Raw genomic sequence first — 22039 nt, 5'->3', positions numbered from 1 at the left:
CAATGCCCCGGAAGCAAGTGCCGTACCCGGTACGAAGGGGTTCCATCGGGGCCATACCTGCATTACAAGCACTCTTATGGCCCGCTCACCCAAGAGGTTGGATCCCGCATGCCCCGCCTGCCATCCATCGCCGTTCTGCTCGGCGGCCTGCTGCTCTGTAGTCGCCTGCCGGCGGCCGACATCGATCCGGCGAGTTACGGCTTTCCGTTGCACAATCCCTTCGAGGCGACCATCGTCACCACGCCACCGGAATTGCGCCCCGACTTGCCGCCCGACAGCGAGATCGATCAGCGCGACTACAGCCTGTCGCTGCATCCCGCCCGTCCGTTCGCGCTGCCCGGCAGCCTGCGCCAAGTGCGCGACCTACGCTACCGCCTAGCCCGACAGGCGCATGCCGCGCCGCTGATCTTCATCATCTCCGGCACCGGCGCGCACTACGCCAGCAGTCACACCGAATACCTGAAGCGGCTGTTCTACGGCGCCGGTTTCCATGTGGTGCAACTGTCCTCGCCGACCAGCTACGACTTCATGGCCGCCGCCTCGCGCACGGCCACGCCCGGCCTCAGCCGCGAGGATGCCGACGACCTGTACAGGGTCATGGAGGCGGTGCAGGCGCAGCAGGCGGACCTGCCGGTCACCGCCTACCACCTGATCGGCTACAGCCTCGGTGCCCTCCACGCGGCCTTCGTCAGCCAACTGGACGAGACCCGCCGGCGCTTCGCTTTCAAGCGCGTGCTGCTGCTCAATCCGCCGGTCAACCCCTACGACTCGATCCGCAACCTCGACCGCCTGGTGCAGACCGACGTGCCAGGCATCACCGGCAACCTGACCTTCTACGAACTGATCCTCGGCAAGCTGACCCGCTACTTCCAGCAGCGTGGCCACATCGATCTCAACGAAGCCCTGCTGTACGATCTGCAGCAGTCGAAGGAACGCCTGACGGACGAAGAAATGGCCATGCTGATCGGTTCGGTGTTCCGTTTCGCCGCCGCCGATATCGCCTACACCTCGGACCTCATCAACCGTCGCGGGCTGATCACCCCGCCGGACTATCCAGTGGAGGAGGACACCCCGCTCGCCCCCTTCTTCATCCGCGCCCTGCAGTGCAATTTCGGCTGCTACCTGAACGAGCAGTTGATCCCCCAATGGCGCCGAGGCCACAACGGCAGCAGCTTGTCCCAACTGGTCGGGCAGATCGGCCTCCAAGCCCTGCGGGAATACTTGGCCGGCAGCCGCAAGATCGCCGCGATGCACAACGCCGACGATCTCATCCTCGGCCCCGGCGATCTCGCCTTCCTGCGCCGCACCCTCGGCGAACGCCTGACGCTCTACCCGTTCGGCGGGCATTGCGGCAACTTCAATTACCGGGTCAACAGCCAGGCCATACTGGAGTTCTTCCGTGATTGAACGGCTCTGGCCCCTCGTCGCCGCGCTACTTCTCGGCAGCCTGGCCCAGGCCGCCGAGCCGGCGGCCGATGCAGACGGTTTCAAGCGTCCACTGGAGCACCTGCAGTTCAACAGCGGCCACGAACAGCACGAATTCGAGCGCGCCAGCCTCGCCATCCTCGACGTCCGCGATCCCTGGGAGCGCTGGAACCGGCGGGTCTATCACTTCAATTACCGCTTCGACGAATGGGTGCTGCTGCCCGCAGTGCGCGGCTATCGCGCCGTCACCCCGGGCGTCGTGCGCAGCGGCGTGCGCAATTTCTTCGCCAACCTCGCCGAAATCCCCAGCCTGCTCAACAGCCTGCTGCAACTGCGCGGCCGGCGTGCCCTCGATACCAGCGCCCGTCTGCTGCTCAACACCACGCTGGGCGTCGCCGGCCTGTGGGACCCGGCCAGCCGTATGGGCCTGCCCCGGCAGGGCGAGGACTTCGGCCAGACCCTCGGCGTCTACGGCGTGCCCGCCGGTTCCTATCTGATGTTGCCAGTCCTCGGGCCGTCCAACCTGCGCGACGCAGTCGGCCAACTGGCGGATTTCCTGGCCGCCAACCGAATCGACTACCTGAACGTCGCCACGGCCAGCGACGACCACCCGGAAATCTTTGCGCTGAAAGCCGTCGACAAGCGCGACAGCATCCCCTTCCGCTACGGTCAGCTCAACTCGCCGTTCGAATACAACAAGATCCGCTACGTCTACACCCGAGCCCGCCAGTTGCAGATCGAGGAATAGCGACCGCCGCTCGTCAGTAGAGGCCCGGTTCGCCGTCCGGGCGGCTCTTGAAGCGCCGGTGCGCCCACAGGTATTGCTCGGGCTGCCGGCGCACCGCCTGCTCGACCCAGCGGTTGATGCGCAGGCAGTCGGCCTCCTCGCTCTCCCCAGGAAAATCCTCCAGCGGCGGGTGGACCGTCAGCCGGTAGCCGGAACCGTCGGCTAGGCGGGTCTGGATGAAGGGCATCACCAGCGCCTTGCCCAGACGGGCGAACTTGGTCGTCGCTGTCACGGTCGCCGCCGGGATGCCGAACAGCGGCACGAAGATGCTCTGCTTGCGCCCATAGTCCTGGTCCGGCGCGTACCAGATGGCACGTCCGGCGCGCAGCACCTTGAGCATGGCGCGGATATCCTCGCGCTCGATGGCCGTGGCATCGGCATTGTGCCGTTCGCGACCACATCGCTGGACATAATCGAAGACCGGGTTGTCGTGTTCCCGGTACATGCCGTCGATGGTTTGCCGCTGGCCGAGCAGGGCGGCGCCGATCTCCAGGGTGGTGAAATGCAGGGCCATGAGGATGACGCCCCGGCCCTCGGCCTGAGCCCACTGCAGGTGTTCGAGACCCTCGACGTGCGCCAGCCGGGCCAGGCGCCGGCGTGGCCACCACCAACTGATGGCCATCTCGAAGAAGGCGATGCCCATCGAGGCGAAGTTTTTCCTGAGCAGGCGTTCTCGCTCGTTGGCGGACAACTCGGGAAAACACAGTTCCAGATTGCGCCGGGCGATGCGCCGGCGCGAACCGGCCAGGCGATAGGTCAACGCACCCAGCCAGCGGCCGAGCTGCAGCAGCCAGGCATAAGGCAATTGAGCGACCAGCCAGAACAGCCCCAGCGCCAGCCAGAGCCCCCAGAAACGCGGATGGAGAAAATGGGCACGAAAGTGCGGACGATCCATTGACGGCCCCGAAAACGGCAAAAGCCGGCATTCTAGGGGAAAACGCCGGTCACTAGCGCGACGCGACGGGAACCGTGCGGATCGCTCTTAGGGCATCGCCAGCCCCTGCGGCAACTCGCCACGGGTGCTCCAGACGGCGTATCGTCGGCCCATGGAATGGTTTTCCCCGACCCGGCTAGCCTGACGCGGCGTTTCCCGTTATAAGACCGCCATTCATTGCAATGGGTAGATCATGAGCCAAGCCGACCTCCTCGACCCAGCCCCCGTGTTCCAGCTCAAGGGCAGCATGCTCGCCATCACCGTGCTGGAACTGGCATACAACGACCTGGCCCGTCTCGACCACCAATTGAGCGAAAAGGTGGCGCAGGCCCCCAATTTCTTCCAGAACACGCCGTTGGTCTTGGCTCTGGACAAGATCCAGTCCGGCGCGCAAGAACTCGACCTGCGCGCCATGCTGGCGATTTGCCAGCGCCACGGCCTGCGCACCCTGGCGATCCGCGCCAGCTTGGCCGAACACATCGCCGCCGCCCAGGCGCTCGATCTGCCGGTCCTACCGCCCTCCAGCGCACGGGAGCGGCCGATCGTGCCCGGCACCGTGGCCGCCACGCCGACCTCGGCCAGAAAGCCCGAGAAGCCGGCCGAACCGGCGATACGTCCAACGCGGGTGGTCAACGTTCCGGTACGCGGCGGCCAGCAGATCTACGCGCCGGGAGGCGATCTGCTAGTCCTGGCCCCGGTCAGCGCCGGCGCGGAACTACTCGCCGATGGCAACATCCATGTATACGCTCCGATGCGGGGCCGGGTCCTAGCCGGTATCAAAGGCAACAGCCAGGCGCGGATTTTCTGCCGCATGCTGGCCGCCGAGCTGATCTCCATCGCCGGCCACTACAAGGTGGCCGAAGACCTCCGGCACGATCCGAACTGGGGCGAGGCCGTGCACATTTACCTGGCAGGCGATGTGTTGAACATCACTCGTCTTTAACGGATACTCGCGCGTTTCCAGGGGCTTTAACGGACTGGATTCCCAAACCACCCGCACGGCTCAACGCTCCCATTCTTCTTCAATTTGGGTGAATAACCTTGGCCAAGATCCTCGTAGTCACTTCCGGCAAGGGTGGCGTCGGCAAAACCACTACCAGCGCCGCCATCGGTACCGGCCTCGCCCTGCGCGGGCACAAGACCGTCGTCGTCGATTTCGACGTAGGTCTGCGTAACCTCGACCTGGTCATGGGCTGCGAACGCCGGGTCGTATACGACTTCGTCAACGTCATCCAGGGCGACGCCACGCTCGGCCAGGCCCTGATCAAGGACAAGCGCCTGGAAAACCTCTACGTGCTGGCGGCCAGCCAGACCCGCGACAAGGAAGCCCTGAGCGCCGAGGGCGTGGGCCGGGTGATGGACGAGTTGCGCGGATCCTTCGAGTACATCATCTGCGACTCGCCGGCGGGGATCGAAAAGGGTGCGCACCTGGCCATGTACTTCGCCGACGAGGCGATCGTGGTGACTAACCCCGAGGTGTCCTCGGTACGCGACTCCGACCGCATGCTCGGCCTGCTCGCCAGCAAGTCGCGCCGCGCCGAGAACGGCGAGGAGCCGATCAAGGAACACCTGCTGCTGACCCGCTACAGCCCCGACCGCGTGAACAAGGGCGAGATGCTCGGCGTGGAAGACGTCGAGGAGATCCTCGCTATCCGCCTGCTCGGGGTCATTCCCGAATCCCAGTCGGTCCTCAAGGCCTCCAACCAGGGCATCCCGGTGATTCTCGACGAACAGAGCGACGCGGGACAAGCCTACAGCGACGCCGTGGAGCGCCTGCTGGGCAAGGAGACGCCGCACCGCTTCCTCGATGCGCACAAGAAGGGATTCCTGCAACGCTTGTTCGGAGGCCGCGAATGAACATTTTCGACTTCTTTCGCGAACGCAAGAAACAGACCTCGGCGTCCATCGCGAAAGAGCGGCTGCAGATCATCGTCGCCCACGAGCGCGGCCAGCGCAGCGCCCCGGACTATCTGCCGGACCTGCAGAAGGAGCTGATCGAAGTGATCCGCAAGTACGTCAACATAGATAACGATCAGGTGCAGGTGGTCCTCGAAAACCAGGACAACTGCTCGATCCTGGAGCTTAACGTCACCCTGCCGGATCGCTAAGCGATTCGCCCCCGCAGCGACGGCGGCCCGGCAGGCCGAGTGGAAGCGCAACCGCTTTCGCGAAGCTTGACGGTCGCCGTCGTCGTTTCCGGACATCTTCATGCCCCTGTCGAACATCGAAATTATCCATCGGGACGACGCCCTGCTGGTAGTCAACAAACCCACTCTGCTGCTCTCTGTGCCGGGCCGCGCCGAAGACAACCGGGACTGCCTGGTCACCCGCCTGCAGGAGAACGGCTATCCCGAAGCCCGCATCGTGCATCGCCTCGACTGGGAAACCTCCGGCCTGATCGTATTGGCCCGCGACGCCGACAGCCACCGCGAACTGTCCCGCCAGTTCCACGACCGGGAAACCGAGAAGACCTACACCGCGCTTTGCTGGGGCGAACCCGAAGCCGACAGCGGACGCATCGAGCTGCCGCTGCGCTATGACCCACCAACTAAGCCACGCCATGTGGTCGATCAGCAACAGGGTCGCCACGCCCTGACCTTCTGGAGGGTGCTGGAACGCTGCAACCGTTTCAGCCGCATCGAACTGACCCCGATCACCGGCCGCTCCCACCAACTGCGCGTACACATGCTCGCCATCGGCCACCCATTGCTGGGCGATCGTCTCTATGCCCACGGCGAAGCTCTGGCCGCCGCCGAACGCCTGTGCCTGCACGCCAGCCTGCTGGTCCTCGGCCACCCGCGAAGCGGCGAGCGCCTGCGCTTCGAGAGCCCCGCACCGTTCTGAATCCGCCGCGCCGGACACTCGACTGCAGCCTGCCGCTCTTTTCGATACACTTTGCTGCAACGCTGTCCGGAGTCCACTATGCGTACAGAACTCAATCAGGGCCTGATCGACTTCCTCAAGGCCTCCCCCACCCCGTTCCACGCCTGCGCCAGCCTGGCCCAGCGCCTCGAATCGGCCGGCTACCAGCGCCTCGACGAACGCGAACCCTGGCCGACCCAGTCCGGCGGACGCTATTACGTCACCCGCAACGACTCCTCGCTCATCGCCATCCAGCTCGGCCGGCGCTCACCGCTCGAGGGTGGCCTGCGGCTGGTCGGCGCCCACACTGATAGCCCCTGTCTGCGCGTCAAGCCACAGCCCGAGCTGAATCGCCAAGGCTTCTGGCAACTCGGCGTGGAAGTCTATGGCGGCGCCCTGCTCGCCCCCTGGTTCGACCGCGACCTGTCGCTGGCCGGACGGGTCACTTTCCGCCGCGCCGGACGCGTCGAGAGCCAACTGATTGACTTCAAGCAGCCGATCGCCATCATTCCCAACCTGGCGATCCACCTCAACCGCGAAGCCAACCAAGGCTGGGCGATCAACGCGCAGAACGAACTGCCGCCTATCCTCGCGCAGGTCGCCGGCGACGAACGCGGCGACTTTCGTGCCCTGCTGGCCGAGCAACTGCAGCGCGAGCACGAGATCAACGCCGATGTGGTGCTGGATTTCGAACTCTGTTTCTACGACACCCAGGGTGCGGCACTGATCGGCCTGAACCAGGACTTCATCGCCGGCGCCCGTCTCGACAACCTGCTGTCCTGCTATGCCGGCCTACAGGCCCTGCTCGCCGCTGGCGACAGGGAAAGCTGCGTGCTGGTCTGCACCGACCACGAGGAAATCGGCTCCTGCTCCACCTGTGGCGCCGACGGCCCCTTCCTCGAACAGGTGCTCGGCCGCCTGCTGCCGGATGGCGACGCTTTCGTGCGGATCATGCAACAATCGCTGCTGGTTTCCGCGGACAACGCCCACGGCGTGCACCCCAACTATGCCGACCGCCACGACGCCAACCACGGCCCCAAGCTCAACGCCGGTCCGGTGATCAAGGTCAACAGCAACCAGCGCTACGCGACCAACAGCGAGACCGCCGGTTTCTTCCGCCATCTGTGTTTCGACGTCGAGGTGCCGGTACAGAGCTTCGTGGTGCGCAGCGACATGGGTTGCGGCTCGACCATCGGCCCCATCACCGCCAGCCGGCTCGGCATGCGCACCGTCGATATCGGCCTGCCGACCTTCGCCATGCATTCCATCCGCGAACTGGCCGGCAGCCATGACCTCACGCATCTGGTGAAGGTCCTGACCGCCTTCTATTCGAGTCCACTACTGCCCTGAGGCCGCCCCGACCAGAACGGCCGAATGCGAGACCGGTGGCTGCCCCCGACGAAGCCGGCAATCCCCGGATCAAACAAGGTTGTCGTCGATCACCAACGCCACCTTGCCGGATACGTTGTTGCTGGCCAACGTCTCGAACGCCGTGTCGACATCCTTGGCGGCGAAGCTGCGCTCCAGACGCGGCTCGAGACGCCCTTCGGCGAACAGTGGCCAGACATGCCGGCGCAGTTCGTCGATCAGCTCGCCCTTGAAGGCGTCGTCCCGGTTACGCAGGGTCGAGCCGATCAACTGCACCCGCTTGCCCAGCAGCTTGGCCAGATCCAATTCCGCTTCGCGTCCGCCCATCAGGCCAATGATCACCCAGCGACCATCGCGGGCCAGCAGGTCCAGGTTCAGCGCAGCGTAACGCGCGCCGATCGGGTCGAGAATCACGTCGAAAGGCGCGAAATCGCGCAGCCCTTCAAGATCCTGGGTGCGCAGCACTCCACCCTGCGCCCCGAGCGATTCGCAATAGGCCAGGCGCTCTGCGGAACCGACACTGACCCAGCAGGGATTGCCGAAGGCCTTGCATAGCTGGATACCCGCCGAACCGACTCCGCTGGCCCCGGCGTGGATCAGCGCCTTCTCGCCCGACTTGAGGGCGCCCAGCTTGAACAGGTTGAGCCAGGCCGTGGCGTAGACTTCCGGCAGCACCGCCGCCTCGACCAGCGACAACTCCTCAGGAGCCGGCAAAGCATGTCGCCCGTCGACCACCACCTCCTCGGCCATGCCGCCACCGGCCAGCAAGGCGCAGACCCGGTCGCCGACCTGCCAGTGACTGCCCGCCCCGACCTCGCTAATCACGCCGGCGCATTCCAGCCCGAGCACGTCGCTGGCGCCGGGCGGCGGCGGATAGAGCCCGGCACGCTGCAACAGATCGGCCCGATTCAGGCCGGCCGCCGCCACACGAATCCTGATTTGTCCCACGTCACAGGAAGGCGCAGGCCGCTCGACCCACTCCACGCTGCCTTCGATGCCTTGCAATGCCTTCATGCTACCTCCATAGTAGGTCCCTGAGCCATTTCACCGTCAAATCCGTTTCCTTCCATCAAGAAAGGAACCCGGTACCCTGCTTGACGACCTAATATGCGTTATCACTCCCCACTAGTCGAATGACATGAAGCGCCTTCTCCCCAGCACCCTCCTCGCCTTCACCCTCGGCCTCAGTGCTTCGCTGCTGGCCCAGACGGCCGACGCCGGCAACTGGGACACCCTGCAACCGGACCGTGACCAGGTGATCGCCAGCCTGAACGTGGTGGAGCTCCTCAAGCGCCATCATTACAGCAAACCACCACTCAACGATGCACGCTCGGAAAAGATCTACGAGAGCTACCTCAAGTTGCTCGATCCGACCCGCAGCTACTTCACCGCGGCAGACATCGCCGAATTCGACCGCTGGCGCACCCAGTTCGACGACTTTCTGAAAAGTGGCGATCTGCAACCCGGCTTCACCATCTACAAGCGCCACCTGACCCGCCTGGCCGAGCGTCTGGATTTCACCCTGGGCCTGCTCGAGAAAGGCGTGGACAGCTTCGACTTCGAGCGCGACGAGAGCCTGCTGGTCGATCGCGAGAACGCCCCCTGGGCACCGGACAAGGCCGCCCTCGACGACCTCTGGCGTAAGCGCCTGAAGGACGAGGTGCTGCGCATGAAGATCGCCGGCAAGGAGCCGAAGGCCATCCAGGAACTGCTCATCAAGCGCTACCGCAACCAGTTGGCGCGCCTGGACCAGACCCGCAGCGAAGACATCTTCCAGACCTACATCAACGCCTTCGCGCAAACCTACGACCCGCACACCAATTATCTGTCGCCGGACAACGCGGAAAACTTCGACATCAACATGAGCCTGTCGCTGGAAGGCATCGGTGCTGTTCTGCAAAGCGACAACGAGCACGTCAAGGTGGTCCGTCTGGTTCCCGCTGGCCCGGCGGAGAAGAGCAAGCAGCTCACGCCCGCAGACAAGATCGTCGGCGTCGCCCAGGCCAACGGCGAAATGGTCGACGTGATCGGCTGGCGCCTGGACGAGGTGGTCAAGCTGATCCGCGGACCGAAGGGCTCGGTGGTACGCCTGGAGATCATTCCGGCCAGCAACGCGCCCAACGACGAAACCAGCAAGGTGGTCGCCATCACTCGCGAGGCGGTCAAACTGGAAGAACAGGCCGCCAAGAAGTCCGTACTCGAACTTCCCCACGAAGGCCGCACCTACAAGCTCGGCGTGATCGAAATCCCGGCTTTCTATCTGGATTTCAAGGCATTTCGCGCCGGCGACCCCGACTACAAGAGCACTACCCGCGACGTGAAGCGCCTGCTCAGCGAACTGAAGGCCGAGAAGGTCGATGGCGTGGTCATCGATCTGCGCAACAACGGCGGCGGCTCGCTGCAGGAAGCCACCGAACTGACCGGTCTGTTCATCGACCAGGGGCCTACCGTATTGGTGCGCAACAACGACGGTCGGGTCGACGTGCTCGCCGACGAGAATGGTGGCACTTATTACACCGGCCCGATGGCGATACTGGTCAATCGCCTCTCCGCCTCGGCTTCGGAAATTTTCGCCGGCGCCATGCAGGACTACCACCGGGCCCTGATCATCGGTGGTCAAACCTTCGGCAAGGGGACCGTACAGACCATTCAACCGCTCAACCATGGCGAACTGAAGCTGACCCTGGCGAAGTTCTACCGGGTTTCCGGGCAAAGCACTCAGCATCAGGGCGTGATTCCGGACATCAGCTATCCCGATGAAGTCGACACGCAGGAAATCGGCGAGAGCGCCCTGCCGGAAGCCATGCCCTGGGATAGCATCCGCCCGGCGATTCGCCCGGAGGTCGATCCGTTCAAACCGTTCCTCAACGAACTCAAGACCCGTCATGACCAGCGCACGGCTCAGGACCCCGACTTCGTCTTTACCCGCAACCGCCTCGATCTGAGCCGACAGTTGATGCAGGAAACCACTGTCAGCCTCAACGAGAGCAAGCGGCGCGCCCAGCACAACTCCATCGAGTCCAAACAGTTGGCCATCGAAAACGAGCGGCGCAAGGCCAAGGGCGAAGAGCTCCTGACCAAGCTGAAGGAAGAGGACGAAAATACTCTGCCTTCGGCGGACGACAAGAACAAGAAACCCGAGGACGATGCCTATCTGGCGGAAACCGGGCGTATCCTGCTCGATTACTTGAGCCTGAGGGCCTCGGTGGCCAAGCACTGATCCGCCGGGGATAACAAGGAAAGAAGAAGGGGCCGCATGGCTAATGCCAGTCAGTTAAGCTGACTGGCATTTTTATTTCTGGATTGATACTTGGACGGCTTGGGTCTGACCGCGCAAGGGTAGCAACGATCTTCCCGCCGATGCGGCAGTACGTAGTGCATGGCTGACGCATGCAACTCTGCCAAGTATTTGGGGATATTGTCCGGATGCCGCAGGGAAAGGCCATTCAGTAACCCCAGGATCGCCCAGGTGCAGGCGGTGAAGCTCATCTCGCAGGGGTGGCTCCCAGGGCAATCGCATGAAATGTCTTTCCGATACCGGACTGGAAAGATTGTGTGCCTGGTCGTTCCGGCGTGGTCTTCAAATCCGGTGCATCGGCTGCTTGCCGAGGGGCTGGATACTTCCTGTTTCGGCCCCCCCGGCCGAGTCACTTTCTCTTTGCGCGCGCAAAGAGAAAGTAACCAAAGAGAAAGCGCGCCCGGTCATTCGGCCCCGGCTACGCCGGGGTTCCCTCGCTCCAACGCCGCTCCGAGGGTCGTCGCACAAGGGGCATCCATGCCCCTCGTACGACTCTCGCCGCCTCCCCGCGGCTCGCCCCTCTACGCGACGCCTGCGCTCGGCCTTCTGAACGGGAGTCGGGCTCCGGGTTGCCTGAAAGCGCTTTCGCTCTTGCGGCACGACCTGTCAGGCTGCGCTGGATACCCCCTTGCTGGGTGCCGGCCTGCCGCCAATGGTGCAACAAACCTAGTGAGTAGAAGCCACGGTCGAACAGGATCAGCGAGTGATCGGGCGTACTGACAACCAGTTGCTCGGCCAGTTTCATCTCATTGCCGTGGTAACCGGCGAAGCTGCTGCTGACCAATAGGTGACTGGTCAGCTCCATCTGGCACACCATGCGTACCTGTGGAAAACCGGTATCGCCGAGCTGCCGTAGCGCTCAGGGTTCTCTTGCGTATCGGACGTGCGCCAGACCACCGCATCGACACTGAGCAGGCGTAGCCCCATCCAGGTCGGATGGTTGGCCGAGGCATGTCAGCGCTGCTGCGTCAGCGCGAAGACTTCACGCACAGCCTGGCTACCCAGACGCTGACGCCCTTGAACCACAGCGCTGGGGGTCACCAAGGGGCGCTGCCCGAGCAGCATGATGTCCATCTGGTTGACGACATCCCAGGCCGACATTCGGCGAAACAGCGCCATGCCGATCACGCACCAGAGCATGGACTGCAAAGGCAAGCGGCGCTTGCGCAGGGTAGCTACACCAGCGGTCTCGAAGGCGGATTTGACCAGGTCGGGGTCAAGCAACTCGCCCAGCCCATCGAGTGCATGGGACGTAGCAGCAATATCGTGAGTGATGGCCAGTGCACGCGAGAGACGCATAAAAAATCCGATGCCTAAAAAAGGCATCGGATTTTGCTTTCAGCCCACCAAAGGTCAAGGCGACGACCTTAACTGACTGGCATTAGGCCGCATGGCCCCTTTCTTATGCTTACGCGCTCGTACAGGATAGAGGAGGTCGCGAACACGACTCCTCCCCCTACCGTTCCTCATAACTGAACTCGAAGACCCGCACCACTTCCGCGGCATGCCAGGATGCCGCCGCGACGCCATCGGGCGCCCCGGAAAAGCGCCCGAGCCGCGCCACGCAATCGAAGAAACCAGGCCGCGGCAGGCGACTGGCCCCTTGGCTGATGACCAGCGAGCTGCGCAATGGTCGCTCGGCGCGCGCATCCAGGACCGCCAGGTGCTCCAACGCGGCGGTCAGCGTCTGCATGGCTGGCGGTGGCAGTTGCAGGCGCTCGATCAACGCACGATAGGTCAACAAGTGCCGACTTTGGCGCGCATCGTCCAGTTCGCCCAGCAACGCCTGCCAATGCTGGCGACTGATGCGAATGGTCAAGAGTCCACCTCCCACTCCACAATGCCCAAGGCTCGTGCCAGGGCACGCCGGATCGCGGAATCCGGCTGTCGCTCACCCGTCTCGATCATGTTCAGATAAGACGGACTGATGCCCACGGCCCGGGCCGACTGCTCCTGAGACATGTTTTGAGCTTCGCGCAAGGTGGCCAGTTCCGCAAGACTCGGAGCCTCCATGGGACGCCCAAGTGCCTCCGATACCTCACCACCCTCCCACCTTGCCGCTCTTAGCAGGGCCTGGTAGTCCGCCCAGGGCAGCACCGCATATTCCACTTGCCCATCGCGCATGATCATTTGAACGTTCGTACTTCTTTTCTCGCGCATCGGTCCTATCCATATACGGACAGCGTACCTTCCACCAAAGCTCCCATCCCACATGCCATCACTTCCCAGGGACAACGGGCGTTCAGACCTCAACGCCCTTCCGGTGCCGGCAGGCGCTCCAGATCGGCCAAGCTCTGTGGCGACTGGGCAGCCAGCCAGGCACGAAAGGCATCCAGCTCACCGCGCCAACTACGCGCCACCCAGGCCAGCACAGCGATATCGTCAAGGTATCCCAGCCCCAGGAACCAGTCGGGAAGCGCATCCAGCGGAGATAGGAAATACAGCAGCCCGGCGATCGATGCGAGCAACGCCTGCTGGCTGACCTGCCGGTATTCTCCACGCCACCAAGCCAGGCAGAGCAATTGCAGCAAGCGCAGCTCCTCCCGGAAACCGCCCAGCCACAGCCCTCGGCGCTCCCTCTTGCGCGCCACATCCAGCAAGAGCTCCCTCAGCCGACCATTAGCCAAGAGGGATCGGGCAAGGCGAAGAAATCGAAAGAAAAACCAAGGTGCTTTCATGATCGTCCTCCGCTGTGTGCGGTTTTCCGGTTTATCGATGAAATCCGAAGATAACTATGCCATCGGGCAAAGCCCATGACCGCTCGGCCCGAAACAGTTCCTTGTGTCGGTGATTCGTAAAAATACACCCGGACCAAAACCCTGAGGCCCACGCTCAATAGATTGAAGTGCTCTCAAGAAAGGGCGACAAATAACCAGGGGAGCATGATTTCGTACCTCGGAAGCAGTCCACACAAATGAAAACGCCCCACGCGGAGTGGGGCGTTTTCTGGAGGATCCGACCTTACTCGCCTTGGGCTTCGCCCTGCTGCACATTAGGAGCAGAACCGCCGGGCTGCTCGGCCGGCTGATCCTTGATCCCCAATAGTTCCAGTTCGAAGACGAGCACCGAATTGGCAGGGATGGAGGGGCTCGGGCTTTGCTCGCCATAGGCCAGATTACTGGGAATGTACAGCTTGAATTTCTCGCCGACATGCATCAGTTGCAGACCCTCGACCCAACCGGGGATGACACCGCTGACCGGCAGATCGATGGGGCTTCCCCGCTCGATGGAGCTATCGAATATCGAGCCATCGGTCAGGCGGCCTTCATAATGTACGGTCACCACATCGCTCGGCTTGGGTTGGGCGCCATCGGCCTTTTTCAACACCTCATATTGCAGACCGGATGCCGTGGTGACCACACCGGCGCGCTTGGCGTTTTCCTCAAGGAACTTCTTGCCGGCCTTGGCATTCTCCTCGCCAAGGGCCGCCATTCGCTCTTCGGCACGCTTCTGCAGGGCAGCGAAAGCCTCGATCAGCTCCTCGTCGCTCAGGCGCTGTTCCTTCTTGCCAATGGCATCCTCGATACCCTGGGCCACGGCTTTCGAGTCCAGATCATCCATGCCCTCCTGGGCCAAGCTCTTACCCATGTTCAGGCCGATACCGTAGGAGGCCTTCTGTGCGGGAGTCTTGAGTTCCACGTTGGTTTGCGAATCGCAACCCGAAAGAACCAGACCCACCAAGGCCATCGCAGCGGCCAACCGATGTTGTCTCATGCTGTTTCCTTGTTCGTTCGCCCTAGGGCTATCAGTGAAGGCGAGAGCTTAGCAGGCGGTCGCAACCACTGGCTACGGAGATAGGAGCCCGGTGACGGTGAATAAGTTCAGGTTTCAAGGGAATGCTGGAAGGAGGCAAGGAGCCGTTCGACGACACGTCAGACAGGCGATATGCAAACGAAAAAAGCGGCCTAAGCCGCTTTCTCCCCCGGTTGCCTGCCCTGTCCAGCTTGGCAACCCTATATATGGCGCAGCGGACGGGACTCGAACCCGCGACCCCCGGCGTGACAGGCCGGTATTCTAACCGACTGAACTACCGCTGCGCTTGACTCCAAGATGGTGGGTGGTGACGGGATCGAACCGCCGACCCTCTGCTTGTAAGGCAGATGCTCTCCCGGCTGAGCTAACCACCCGTTCACTCTCGAAGTGGGGCGCATTCTAGAGAGGCAATTTCGCCTTGGCAAGTCTTCGCTGAAAAAATTTTCAGATGTTCCAAAGGGTTAGGGTTGGCCCCGAGGATCAGGGAGAGAATAATGCTCGCTTTGCGCAATGGAGATCGCCAGCCCCATGTGGTTCCGCAACCTGCTTGTCTATCGCCTCACCCAGGATGTGCCCTTCAACGCCGAAACACTGGAGGCGACGCTGGGAGCCAAGCCGGCCCGCCCCTGCGCCAGCCAGGAACTGGCCACCTACGGCTTTGCCGCCCCGTTCGGCAAGGGCGAGGATGCGCCCCTGGTCCATGCCAGCCAGGAGTTCCTGCTGATCGCGGCACGCAAAGAAGAACGCATCCTGCCTGGCAGCGTGGTGCGCGACGCCCTTCAGGAAAAGGTCGAGGAAATCGAGGCCGAACAAATGCGCAAGGTCTACAAGAAGGAGCGCGAGCGCATTAAGGAGGATATCGTCCAGACTTTCCTGCCGCGGGCCTTCATACGCCGCTCCAGCACTTTCGCGGCGATCATGCCCAGACAAGGGTTAATCCTGGTCGACACCGCCAGCGCCAAGAAGGCCGAGGATCTGCTTTCCACCCTACGTGAGGCCATCGGCTCGCTGCCGGTGCGCCCGCTAGGCGTGAAGGTTGCGCCCAGCGCCACCCTCACCGGCTGGGTCAAGGCCCAGCAAGCCGCGGCAAACTTCCACCTGCTCGACGAATGCGAACTGCGCGATACCCACGAGGACGGCGGCGTGGTTCGCTGCAAGCGCCAGGACCTGACCGGCGAAGAGATCCAGTTGCACCTGAGCACCGGCAAGCAAGTCACTCAACTGGCGCTCGCCTGGCAGGACAAGCTGTCCTTCGTGATCGACGACAAGCTGGCAATCAAGCGGCTGCGTTTCGAGGACCTGCTGCAGGAACAGGCCGCCCAGGATGGCGGCGATGACGCCCTGGCCCAGATGGATGCCAGCTTCACCCTGATGATGCTGACCTTCGCCGAATACCTGCCGGCCCTGTTCGAGGCCCTCGGCGGGGAGGAAATCCCCCAGGGGCTCTGATCCCCGTTGGCTGGCGCCAGCCGTGCGCCGGCCCATCTCCAGGGCGCCGTCAAAAACGGCCAGGAAGCCCTATCCCCACCAGACGTCGCCCGCCTTCGCCCCACAACATTCCCGCCCCCTCTGCAGACCAATCGCCTGGACGATCGCGAGCAATGGCGAGCACTTGCAAAGGTTATCGAACGCAGTTGGCGGTCGGATCGGGAAGAGCGGCTGAAACACCCCCCGGCACCGCATGCGAACAGCGATCGGGCGAGGGCTCGCTCCATCGAACGCCTGAAATGAACACAGGCGACGCAGTTTCATGAAAGCCATGAAAATGCCCATGTAGAAGTCTTGGCAGGTGCAAACTCAAGGGGTGCGACAGATCCCCGCAAGCGACAGCAGGTCGCTTGCTACCTTGGTCGCAAATCGCGGTTCACGGGGTATTTTGCTGCAAGACTCTCGACTCCCGGATGATTTTTCACCATTGCTGAAAACGCTCGGCAAGCCAACACTTGGTGTGGTCAAGCCGTCCAGGGAGCTACCATTTTGTTTGGAGCCAACATGTCGCTGTCCATCGGAGTGATCGCCCTGGCCGCCCTGGCCTACATGGCCATACTCTTCGCCATCGCCTTCTATGGAGACCGCCGTAGCGTGCCCTTGTCGCCACGCATGCGCGCCTGGGTCTACAGTCTCTCGCTGGCCGTCTACTGCACCAGTTGGACGTTCTTCGGCGCGGTCGGCCAGGCTACCGAACAGATCTGGGACTTCCTGCCGATCTACTTGGGTCCGATTCTGCTGCTGCTATTCGCCCCCTGGATGCTGCAAAAGATGGTAATGATCAGCAAACAGGAGAACATCACCTCCATCGCCGACTTCATCGCCGCGCGCTACGGCAAGTCGCAGCCACTGGCAGTGGTGGTCACCCTCATCTGCCTGGTCGGCGTGCTTCCTTATATTGCCCTGCAACTGAAAGGCATAGTGCTCGGCGTCAACCTGCTGATCGGCGCGGGTCCGGACAGCACCGGCACGCGCGCGCAGGACACCGCGATGGTGGTAACCCTCTGCCTGGCCCTGTTCACCATCCTGTTCGGCACCCGCACCCTCGACGTCACCGAACATCACCGCGGCATGATGCTGGCCATCGCCTTCGAGTCGCTAGTCAAGCTGCTCGCCTTCCTCGCCGTGGGCGCCTATATCACCTACGGTCTGTATGACGGCTTCGATCATCTACTCGAAGAAGCCAGGACGGCTCCACAACTGGCGGAGTTCTGGAGCAAGGACACGAACTGGCCAGCACTGCTGGTGCAGACCGGCGTGGCCATGACGGCGATACTCTGTCTGCCACGGCAATTCCATGTCACGGTGGTGGAGAACATCGAACCGCAGGACCTGCGTCTAGCACGCTGGGTGTTTCCACTATATCTATTCCTCGCGGCCCTGTTCGTGGTGCCGATCGCCTTGGCCGGCCAACTGCGCCTGCCGGCCGGAATCATTCCCGATACCTTCGTGATCAGCCTGCCCCTGGCCGAACACAGCCCCGTACTGGCACTGTTGGCTTTCATCGGCGGCGCCTCAGCCGCCACCGGCATGGTCATCGTCGCCAGCGTGGCGCTCTCCACCATGGTTTCCAACGACATCATGCTGCCCTGGCTGCTACGCCGGAAAAACGCCGAGCGGCCTTTCGAAGCCTTCCGCCACTGGATGCTGAGCGTACGCCGGGTCAGCATCATTGGCATCCTGCTGATGGCCTATGTCATCTATCGCCTGCTCAGTCCGACCACCAACCTGGCGACCATCGGTCAGCTCGCCTTCGCCGCGATATCCCAACTGACTCCTGCCATGCTCGGCGCGCTCTACTGGAAACAGGCCAACCGTCGCGGCGTGTTCGCCGGACTCGCCGTCGGCGCACTGCTGTGGAGCTACATCCTGGTGCTGCCGCTGATCGCTCAGCGTGTGGGCTGGCCGCTTGGCCAGTTCCCTGGCCTCGAGTGGCTGGCCAGCCGCCCGCTGGGTCTGCCAATCACCTTAATCACCCTGGGAATGCTGATCTCGCTGGCCAGCAACTGGGCGGTTTTCGCCGCTGTGTCGATGCTCTCGCGTACCCGTGTTTCCGAGCACTGGCAAGCTAGCCGCTTCGTCGGTCAGGAAATCAATCGCCGCTCCGGCGGCCGCTCCCTGCTCGCGGTCCAGATACAGGACCTGCTCGAACTCGCCGCACGCTTCGTCGGCGAAGAACATGCGCGCCGGCGCTTCGAGCGCTTCGCCCAGCGCCAGGGCAAGGAGTTCAACCCCAACCAGGCAGCGACCAGCGAGTGGATCGATCACACCGAGCGACTGCTCGCCGGGGTACTCGGCGCCTCTTCGACCCGGGCGGTGGTCAAGGCCGCCATCGAGGGACGGGAGATGCAGGTCGAGGATGTCGTGCGCATCGTCGACGAGGCCTCCGAAGTACTGCAGTTCAACCGCACCTTGTTGCAAGGCGCCATCGAGAACATCACCCAGGGCATCAGCGTGATCGACGGCTCTCTGCGCCTGGTGGCCTGGAACCGCCGTTACCTGAAGCTGTTCAACTACCCGGAGGGCCTGATCTATGTCGGCCGGCCGATCGCCGACCTGATTCGCTACAACGCCGAACGCGGCCTGCTCGGCCCGGGCGACGTCGAAGAACATGTCAGCAAGCGGCTGTACTGGATGCGCCTCGGCACTCCGCACACCTTCGAGCGTCTGTTCCCCAACGGCCGGGTCATCGAACTGATCGGCAATCCCATGCCCGGCGGTGGCTTCGTCACCAGCTTTACCGACATCACCGAGTTCCGTGAGGCCGAACGCGCCCTCAAGGAGGCCAACGAAGGCCTCGAGCAGCGCGTGATCGAACGGACCCGGGAACTTTCCAAGCTGAACCAGGCGCTGGTCGAGGCCAAGGCACACGCCGAATCGGCCAATCAGTCGAAAACCCGCTTCCTCGCCGCGGTCAGCCATGACCTGATGCAGCCGCTCAATGCTGCGCGCCTGTTCGCTGCGTCCCTTGCCCATCAGGAACCACCCTTGCCGCCGGAAGCGCAGAAACTGATGCAGTATCTGGACTGCTCGTTGCGCTCGGCCGAGGACTTGATCACCGATCTGCTGGACATCTCTCGCCTGGAAAGCGGCCGCATCACGCCGGAGCGCACCAATTTCCCGATCGCCGATCTGTTCGACACCCTCGGCGCCGAGTTCAAGGCCCTAGCCCGGGAACAAGGCATCGACTTCCACCTGCGCAGCAGCAAACTGCGCATTAACAGCGATATGAAACTGTTGCGCCGGGTGCTGCAGAACTTCCTCACTAACGCCTTCCGCTATGCCAAGGGCCATGTGCTGCTGGGTGTGCGCCGCCAGGGCGATCAACTGCGTCTGGAGGTCTGGGACCGTGGCCCGGGCATTCCGGAAGATAAGCGCCAGGAGATCTTCGAGGAATTCAAACGCCTAGACAGCCACCAGACTCGTGCGGAAAAGGGGCTTGGCCTCGGCCTGGCGATCGCCGATGGTCTCTGCCGCGTGCTGAACCACCGCCTGGAGGTACGCTCCTGGCTCGGCAAGGGCAGCGTCTTTAGCGTTACCGTCCCGATGGCACGCACCATCGCGCAGGTCGTCAGTGCCAAGTCCGACGGTACGCAGCCGCTCAACACCCATGCGCTGACCGGTGCCCAGGTGCTTTGCGTGGACAACGAGGACAGCATCCTCACGGCCATGCACAGCCTGCTCTCACGCTGGGGTTGCCAGGTATGGACGGCACGTAACCGCCTGGAATGCGAACAACTGCTGGAAGGCGAACTGCGTCCGCAGGTGGCGCTGGTGGATTATCACCTCGATCAGGGCGAAACCGGCACCGACCTGATGGCCTGGCTGCGCACCCGCCTCGGCAAGCCTTTGCCAGGCGTGGTCATCAGTGCTGATGCACGTCCCGAAACCGTGGCCAAGATCCACGCCACCGGCCTCGACTATCTGGGCAAACCGGTCAAGCCAGCGGCCCTGCGTGCCCTGCTCAACCGCCATCTGGCCCTACGCTGATTCGGCTACGGGCGCTCCGCCCGCGGCTGCATTTCGACGCACAGGAACGTCCAGCCCCCTCCCTTCCGTGGTATCGCCATGCCGAGCAATTTCGAGCTTCTTCTCGACCTGACCATCGCCCTGGGCATCGGCCTGCTGATCGGCACCGAACGCGGCTAGAGCGCGCGCGAAACCGATGATGCACGCCAGGTCGCCAGTATCCGCACCTTCGGACTGAGCGGACTACTCGGTCGCCTGTCGGCGCTGCTCGGCCAGCAACTAGGCCTGGCGGCCCGGACCGCCCTGCTGCTGGTATTCGGACTGCTGGTATTGGCCGGCTATCTCGGCGACCTGCGCAATACCGGCGACCAGGGCATGACCAGCGAGATCGCCACGCTGCTGAACTTCCTGCTCGGCAGTCTGGCATTGACCGCGGATCACCAAACGCTGGCCGCTGCCGGCGCAGTGGTGGTGGCTCTGCTGCTAAGCCTCAAGGAAGTTGCACGCCGCGCTATGCCAACTGACAGCGTAGGAGCTCTCCAGCATGCTGAAGCTACTGTTCATTTCCGTGGTATTGCTGCCGGTAGTGCCAAACCGGGGTTATGGTCCCTGGGCCCCCACGAGACCTGGTGGATGGTAGTCCTGATAGCAGCTATCGGCTTTGCCGCCTATATGGTCATACGCCTGGTCGGCACTCGCCATGGGTTGCTGCTGACAACCCTACTCGGTGGGATAGTGTCCTCCACCGCGATGAACCCTGTCTCGCCTGCAGCGAACGCTACGAATGCACCGTCTGCTCGCCTGTGTTCTCCTGGACACCTCGACGCTGATGTTTGCGCGGGTGTTGCTGGAGGTCGGACTGATCAACCCCGGCTTGCTGGCCACTCTGCTCTGCCGATGGGCGTCGCCACTCTAGTCTACGCCGGAGGCGCTCTCCTCCATTATCGCGGCTCCGGGCAGGAGTCAGCCGCCGAGAGCGAACCGTTGCCGCAGACCCCCTTCGAACTGGACTCGGCGCTGCGCTTTGCCGCCCTGCTGGTACTGATCCTCTTCCTGGTGGAGGCTGGCCGCCACTGGCTGGGCGATACCGGGGTCTATCTCGTGGCGCTTCTGGCCGGAATGACGGATGCCGATGCGATTACCCTGCCACTGGCGCGCAACGCACTGGGCGAGTTGGGCAGCAAGGTGGCAATGCGAGGCATCTTTCTCGCCGCCATGAGCAACAGCTTGGTCAAGGGTGGGCTGATCGCCGTGATCGGCGGGAGCCGCCTGGCCCTGCTCAGCCTGCCGGTAATGGCCAGCAGCCTGCTTGCCGGGCTGGCAACGCTCTGGCTTCGCTGAAACGACTGCCGATCCTCAGGAATGCGCGGCAAGGCAGCCGAGCAGTCGCAGCGCTTCGTCCGAGCCCTGGGCTGCCGCCTGCTCCAGCCAGTAGCGGCCCTGCTGCAGCTCCAGCGGCCTCGCCTCGCAGCAGTGGCGACCGAGCTCCAACTGAGCCTGGATATCGCCGGCCCGTGCGGCCTGACGCAACAGTTCAAGACCGAAGCGGCGATCGCGAGGGGTTCGACAGTCGCGGCAGAGCAGTTGACCAAGACGGCTCTGCGCCGCCACCACGCCCTGGCGCGCGGCCTGCTTGAGCAGATGTCCGGCAAAACGCTTAGCGCTGTGGGTCTTGCCGATAGCAGGGCTGTCCAGCAACCAGGAAGCCACCTTTACCGGCAGGCTTGTCGGGGAAGTAGCAGGCAAAAAAGAGAACTGGGTACGAATTCTCATAGCGAACAGCGGCTCATTTTGAGAAGGCGCGCACTGTACTCCTTTTTCCCGAGGAGTAAAGACTTGTCAAAGTGCGACGAAGGGGTTCCACTGCCTCGACAAGGAAATCCACAGAAGCTGTGGATAACACGGTGGACAACATTCCTCCCACCTTTCCAAGAGTCGATGATTTCTGGTCTCGGCTTGAACTGGTGTTTTTTTGGCCAGAAAAAACTTCTTGATTTTCATCTATTTAGATGCATCATGAAGCCGACGACAAGGTAATCGGGCGCATTCTGGGACTGATCTTGCTGTCATTTTTCATCAATCAAACACAAAACCATGACTTGATCCCGCTCCCACGGCCTCGCCTTTGCGCGGGAACCGGGCTCGTGCAAAGGAC

19 protein-coding genes and 2 tRNA genes are annotated in these 22039 nt (G+C 62.9%); 11 read left to right on the top strand and 10 right to left on the bottom strand.

What is annotated here, in order from left to right; genetic code table 11:
• Positions 1 to 108 precede the first annotated feature (108 nt).
• Both ACGI6K_RS06530 and ACGI6K_RS06525 read left to right on the top strand, forming a co-directional pair.
• Positions 109 to 1407 carry a serine/threonine protein kinase gene (locus ACGI6K_RS06530; protein WP_376943900.1) on the top strand — a complete coding sequence of 433 codons (1299 nt, stop codon included), beginning with the start codon at positions 109 to 111 and terminating at the stop codon, positions 1405 to 1407.
• On the top strand, positions 1400 to 2173 hold the full coding sequence (locus ACGI6K_RS06525) for an MlaA family lipoprotein (RefSeq protein ID WP_376943902.1): 774 nt from the start codon (positions 1400 to 1402) through the stop codon (positions 2171 to 2173). The genes ACGI6K_RS06530 and ACGI6K_RS06525 overlap by 8 nt, the downstream gene beginning before the upstream one ends.
• 13 nt (positions 2174 to 2186) lie before the next feature.
• Here the strand turns inward: ACGI6K_RS06525 and ACGI6K_RS06520 are convergent, their stop codons facing one another.
• Positions 2187 to 3107, bottom strand: coding sequence for a lipid A biosynthesis lauroyl acyltransferase (locus ACGI6K_RS06520; protein ID WP_376943904.1), 921 nt, complete (start codon positions 3105 to 3107; stop codon positions 2187 to 2189).
• Positions 3108 to 3339: 232 nt separating this feature from the next.
• On the opposite strand from ACGI6K_RS06520, the gene minC reads away from it, so the two are divergent.
• The 5 genes from minC to ACGI6K_RS06495 all read left to right on the top strand — a co-directional run bounded on the left by minC (position 3340) and on the right by ACGI6K_RS06495 (position 7358).
• Positions 3340 to 4089, top strand: a complete 750-nt coding sequence (gene minC / locus ACGI6K_RS06515; protein WP_376943906.1) for a septum site-determining protein MinC — start codon at positions 3340 to 3342, stop codon at positions 4087 to 4089.
• 98 nt (positions 4090 to 4187) lie between these two features.
• The gene (minD, locus tag ACGI6K_RS06510; RefSeq protein ID WP_376943908.1) at positions 4188 to 5003 is read left to right on the top strand and encodes a septum site-determining protein MinD; all 816 of its coding nucleotides are present in this window, start codon (positions 4188 to 4190) and stop codon (positions 5001 to 5003) included.
• Positions 5000 to 5254, top strand: coding sequence for a cell division topological specificity factor MinE (gene minE, locus ACGI6K_RS06505; protein ID WP_376943910.1), 255 nt, complete (start codon positions 5000 to 5002; stop codon positions 5252 to 5254). Before minD ends, minE begins: the two co-directional genes overlap by 4 nt.
• A 100-nt stretch (positions 5255 to 5354) precedes the next feature.
• Positions 5355 to 5990: an RluA family pseudouridine synthase gene (locus tag ACGI6K_RS06500; RefSeq protein ID WP_376943912.1), complete on the top strand. Its 636-nt coding sequence runs from the start codon at positions 5355 to 5357 to the stop codon at positions 5988 to 5990.
• A gap of 78 nt (positions 5991 to 6068) precedes the next feature.
• Positions 6069 to 7358, top strand: a complete 1290-nt coding sequence (locus ACGI6K_RS06495) for a M18 family aminopeptidase (RefSeq protein ID WP_376943914.1) — start codon at positions 6069 to 6071, stop codon at positions 7356 to 7358.
• Between the two features lie 69 nt (positions 7359 to 7427).
• Here ACGI6K_RS06495 and ACGI6K_RS06490 read toward each other — a convergent pair whose 3' ends face one another.
• Entirely contained in the window at positions 7428 to 8390 is a 963-nt protein-coding gene (locus ACGI6K_RS06490) for a zinc-binding dehydrogenase (protein ID WP_376943916.1), read from the bottom strand.
• A 124-nt stretch (positions 8391 to 8514) separates the two neighbouring features.
• Here ACGI6K_RS06490 and ACGI6K_RS06485 point away from each other — a divergent pair, with 124 nt between their 5' ends.
• Positions 8515 to 10596, top strand: a complete 2082-nt coding sequence (locus ACGI6K_RS06485; protein ID WP_376943918.1) for a carboxy terminal-processing peptidase — start codon at positions 8515 to 8517, stop codon at positions 10594 to 10596.
• Positions 10597 to 11628: 1032 nt separating this feature from the next.
• Here the strand turns inward: ACGI6K_RS06485 and ACGI6K_RS06480 are convergent.
• From ACGI6K_RS06480 to ACGI6K_RS06450, 7 genes are all read right to left on the bottom strand, one after another.
• Positions 11629 to 11973: a transposase domain-containing protein gene (locus tag ACGI6K_RS06480; protein WP_377968407.1), complete on the bottom strand. Its 345-nt coding sequence runs from the start codon at positions 11971 to 11973 to the stop codon at positions 11629 to 11631.
• 157 nt (positions 11974 to 12130) lie between these two features.
• Complete coding sequence (locus ACGI6K_RS06475) at positions 12131 to 12493, bottom strand: hypothetical protein (RefSeq protein ID WP_376942129.1); 363 nt, start codon at positions 12491 to 12493, stop codon at positions 12131 to 12133.
• Positions 12490 to 12804, bottom strand: coding sequence for a helix-turn-helix domain-containing protein (locus tag ACGI6K_RS06470; RefSeq protein ID WP_377968406.1), 315 nt, complete (start codon positions 12802 to 12804; stop codon positions 12490 to 12492). The genes ACGI6K_RS06475 and ACGI6K_RS06470 overlap by 4 nt, the downstream gene beginning before the upstream one ends.
• Before the next feature lie 119 nt (positions 12805 to 12923).
• Positions 12924 to 13352, bottom strand: a complete 429-nt coding sequence (locus ACGI6K_RS06465) for a YkvA family protein (RefSeq protein WP_376942125.1) — start codon at positions 13350 to 13352, stop codon at positions 12924 to 12926.
• A gap of 283 nt (positions 13353 to 13635) precedes the next feature.
• Positions 13636 to 14388: an FKBP-type peptidyl-prolyl cis-trans isomerase gene (locus ACGI6K_RS06460; protein WP_376942123.1), complete on the bottom strand. Its 753-nt coding sequence runs from the start codon at positions 14386 to 14388 to the stop codon at positions 13636 to 13638.
• Positions 14389 to 14634: 246 nt separating this feature from the next.
• Positions 14635 to 14711, bottom strand: a tRNA-Asp gene (locus tag ACGI6K_RS06455).
• 14 nt (positions 14712 to 14725) lie between these two features.
• Positions 14726 to 14801 (bottom strand) — tRNA-Val (locus ACGI6K_RS06450).
• 154 nt (positions 14802 to 14955) lie between these two features.
• Between ACGI6K_RS06450 and rdgC the strand changes: the two genes are divergently transcribed.
• The 3 genes from rdgC to ACGI6K_RS06435 all read left to right on the top strand — a co-directional run bounded on the left by rdgC (position 14956) and on the right by ACGI6K_RS06435 (position 21225).
• A complete protein-coding gene (gene rdgC, locus ACGI6K_RS06445) occupies positions 14956 to 15876 on the top strand; it encodes a recombination-associated protein RdgC (RefSeq protein WP_376942121.1) in 921 nt (306 codons plus the stop codon).
• Positions 15877 to 16419: 543 nt separating this feature from the next.
• On the top strand, positions 16420 to 19905 hold the full coding sequence (locus tag ACGI6K_RS06440; RefSeq protein ID WP_376942119.1) for a hybrid sensor histidine kinase/response regulator: 3486 nt from the start codon (positions 16420 to 16422) through the stop codon (positions 19903 to 19905).
• Positions 19906 to 20103: 198 nt separating this feature from the next.
• On the top strand, positions 20104 to 21225 hold the full coding sequence (locus tag ACGI6K_RS06435) for an MgtC/SapB family protein (RefSeq protein ID WP_376942146.1): 1122 nt from the start codon (positions 20104 to 20106) through the stop codon (positions 21223 to 21225).
• Between the two features lie 15 nt (positions 21226 to 21240).
• On the opposite strand, the gene ACGI6K_RS06430 is transcribed toward ACGI6K_RS06435, so the two are convergent.
• A complete protein-coding gene (locus tag ACGI6K_RS06430) occupies positions 21241 to 21594 on the bottom strand; it encodes a tetratricopeptide repeat protein (protein ID WP_376942144.1) in 354 nt (117 codons plus the stop codon).
• Between the last annotated feature and the right edge of the window lie 445 nt (positions 21595 to 22039).

Source organism: Azorhizophilus paspali (genome assembly GCF_043587585.2).
Taxonomy (GTDB): domain Bacteria; phylum Pseudomonadota; class Gammaproteobacteria; order Pseudomonadales; family Pseudomonadaceae; genus Azotobacter; species Azotobacter paspali.
Note: the sequence above shows the minus strand (reverse complement) of the source record. Positions and strands in the feature narration are given on the sequence as shown.

What these genes read in the sequence shown, in the direction of transcription:
- ACGI6K_RS06530 (WP_376943900.1), top strand. Translation starts at nt 109, where the DNA reads ATGCCCCGCCTGCCATCCATCGCCGTTCTGCTCGGCGGCCTGCTGCTC.
- ACGI6K_RS06520 (WP_376943904.1), bottom strand. Translation starts at nt 3,107, where the DNA reads ATGGATCGTCCGCACTTTCGTGCCCATTTTCTCCATCCGCGTTTCTGG.
- minC (WP_376943906.1), top strand. Translation starts at nt 3,340, where the DNA reads ATGAGCCAAGCCGACCTCCTCGACCCAGCCCCCGTGTTCCAGCTCAAG.
- minE (WP_376943910.1), top strand. Translation starts at nt 5,000, where the DNA reads ATGAACATTTTCGACTTCTTTCGCGAACGCAAGAAACAGACCTCGGCG.
- ACGI6K_RS06500 (WP_376943912.1), top strand. Translation starts at nt 5,355, where the DNA reads ATGCCCCTGTCGAACATCGAAATTATCCATCGGGACGACGCCCTGCTG.
- ACGI6K_RS06495 (WP_376943914.1), top strand. Translation starts at nt 6,069, where the DNA reads ATGCGTACAGAACTCAATCAGGGCCTGATCGACTTCCTCAAGGCCTCC.
- ACGI6K_RS06490 (WP_376943916.1), bottom strand. Translation starts at nt 8,390, where the DNA reads ATGAAGGCATTGCAAGGCATCGAAGGCAGCGTGGAGTGGGTCGAGCGG.
- ACGI6K_RS06485 (WP_376943918.1), top strand. Translation starts at nt 8,515, where the DNA reads ATGAAGCGCCTTCTCCCCAGCACCCTCCTCGCCTTCACCCTCGGCCTC.
- ACGI6K_RS06480 (WP_377968407.1), bottom strand. Translation starts at nt 11,973, where the DNA reads ATGCGTCTCTCGCGTGCACTGGCCATCACTCACGATATTGCTGCTACG.
- ACGI6K_RS06470 (WP_377968406.1), bottom strand. Translation starts at nt 12,804, where the DNA reads ATGATCATGCGCGATGGGCAAGTGGAATATGCGGTGCTGCCCTGGGCG.
- ACGI6K_RS06465 (WP_376942125.1), bottom strand. Translation starts at nt 13,352, where the DNA reads ATGAAAGCACCTTGGTTTTTCTTTCGATTTCTTCGCCTTGCCCGATCC.
- ACGI6K_RS06460 (WP_376942123.1), bottom strand. Translation starts at nt 14,388, where the DNA reads ATGAGACAACATCGGTTGGCCGCTGCGATGGCCTTGGTGGGTCTGGTT.
- rdgC (WP_376942121.1), top strand. Translation starts at nt 14,956, where the DNA reads ATGTGGTTCCGCAACCTGCTTGTCTATCGCCTCACCCAGGATGTGCCC.
- ACGI6K_RS06440 (WP_376942119.1), top strand. Translation starts at nt 16,420, where the DNA reads ATGTCGCTGTCCATCGGAGTGATCGCCCTGGCCGCCCTGGCCTACATG.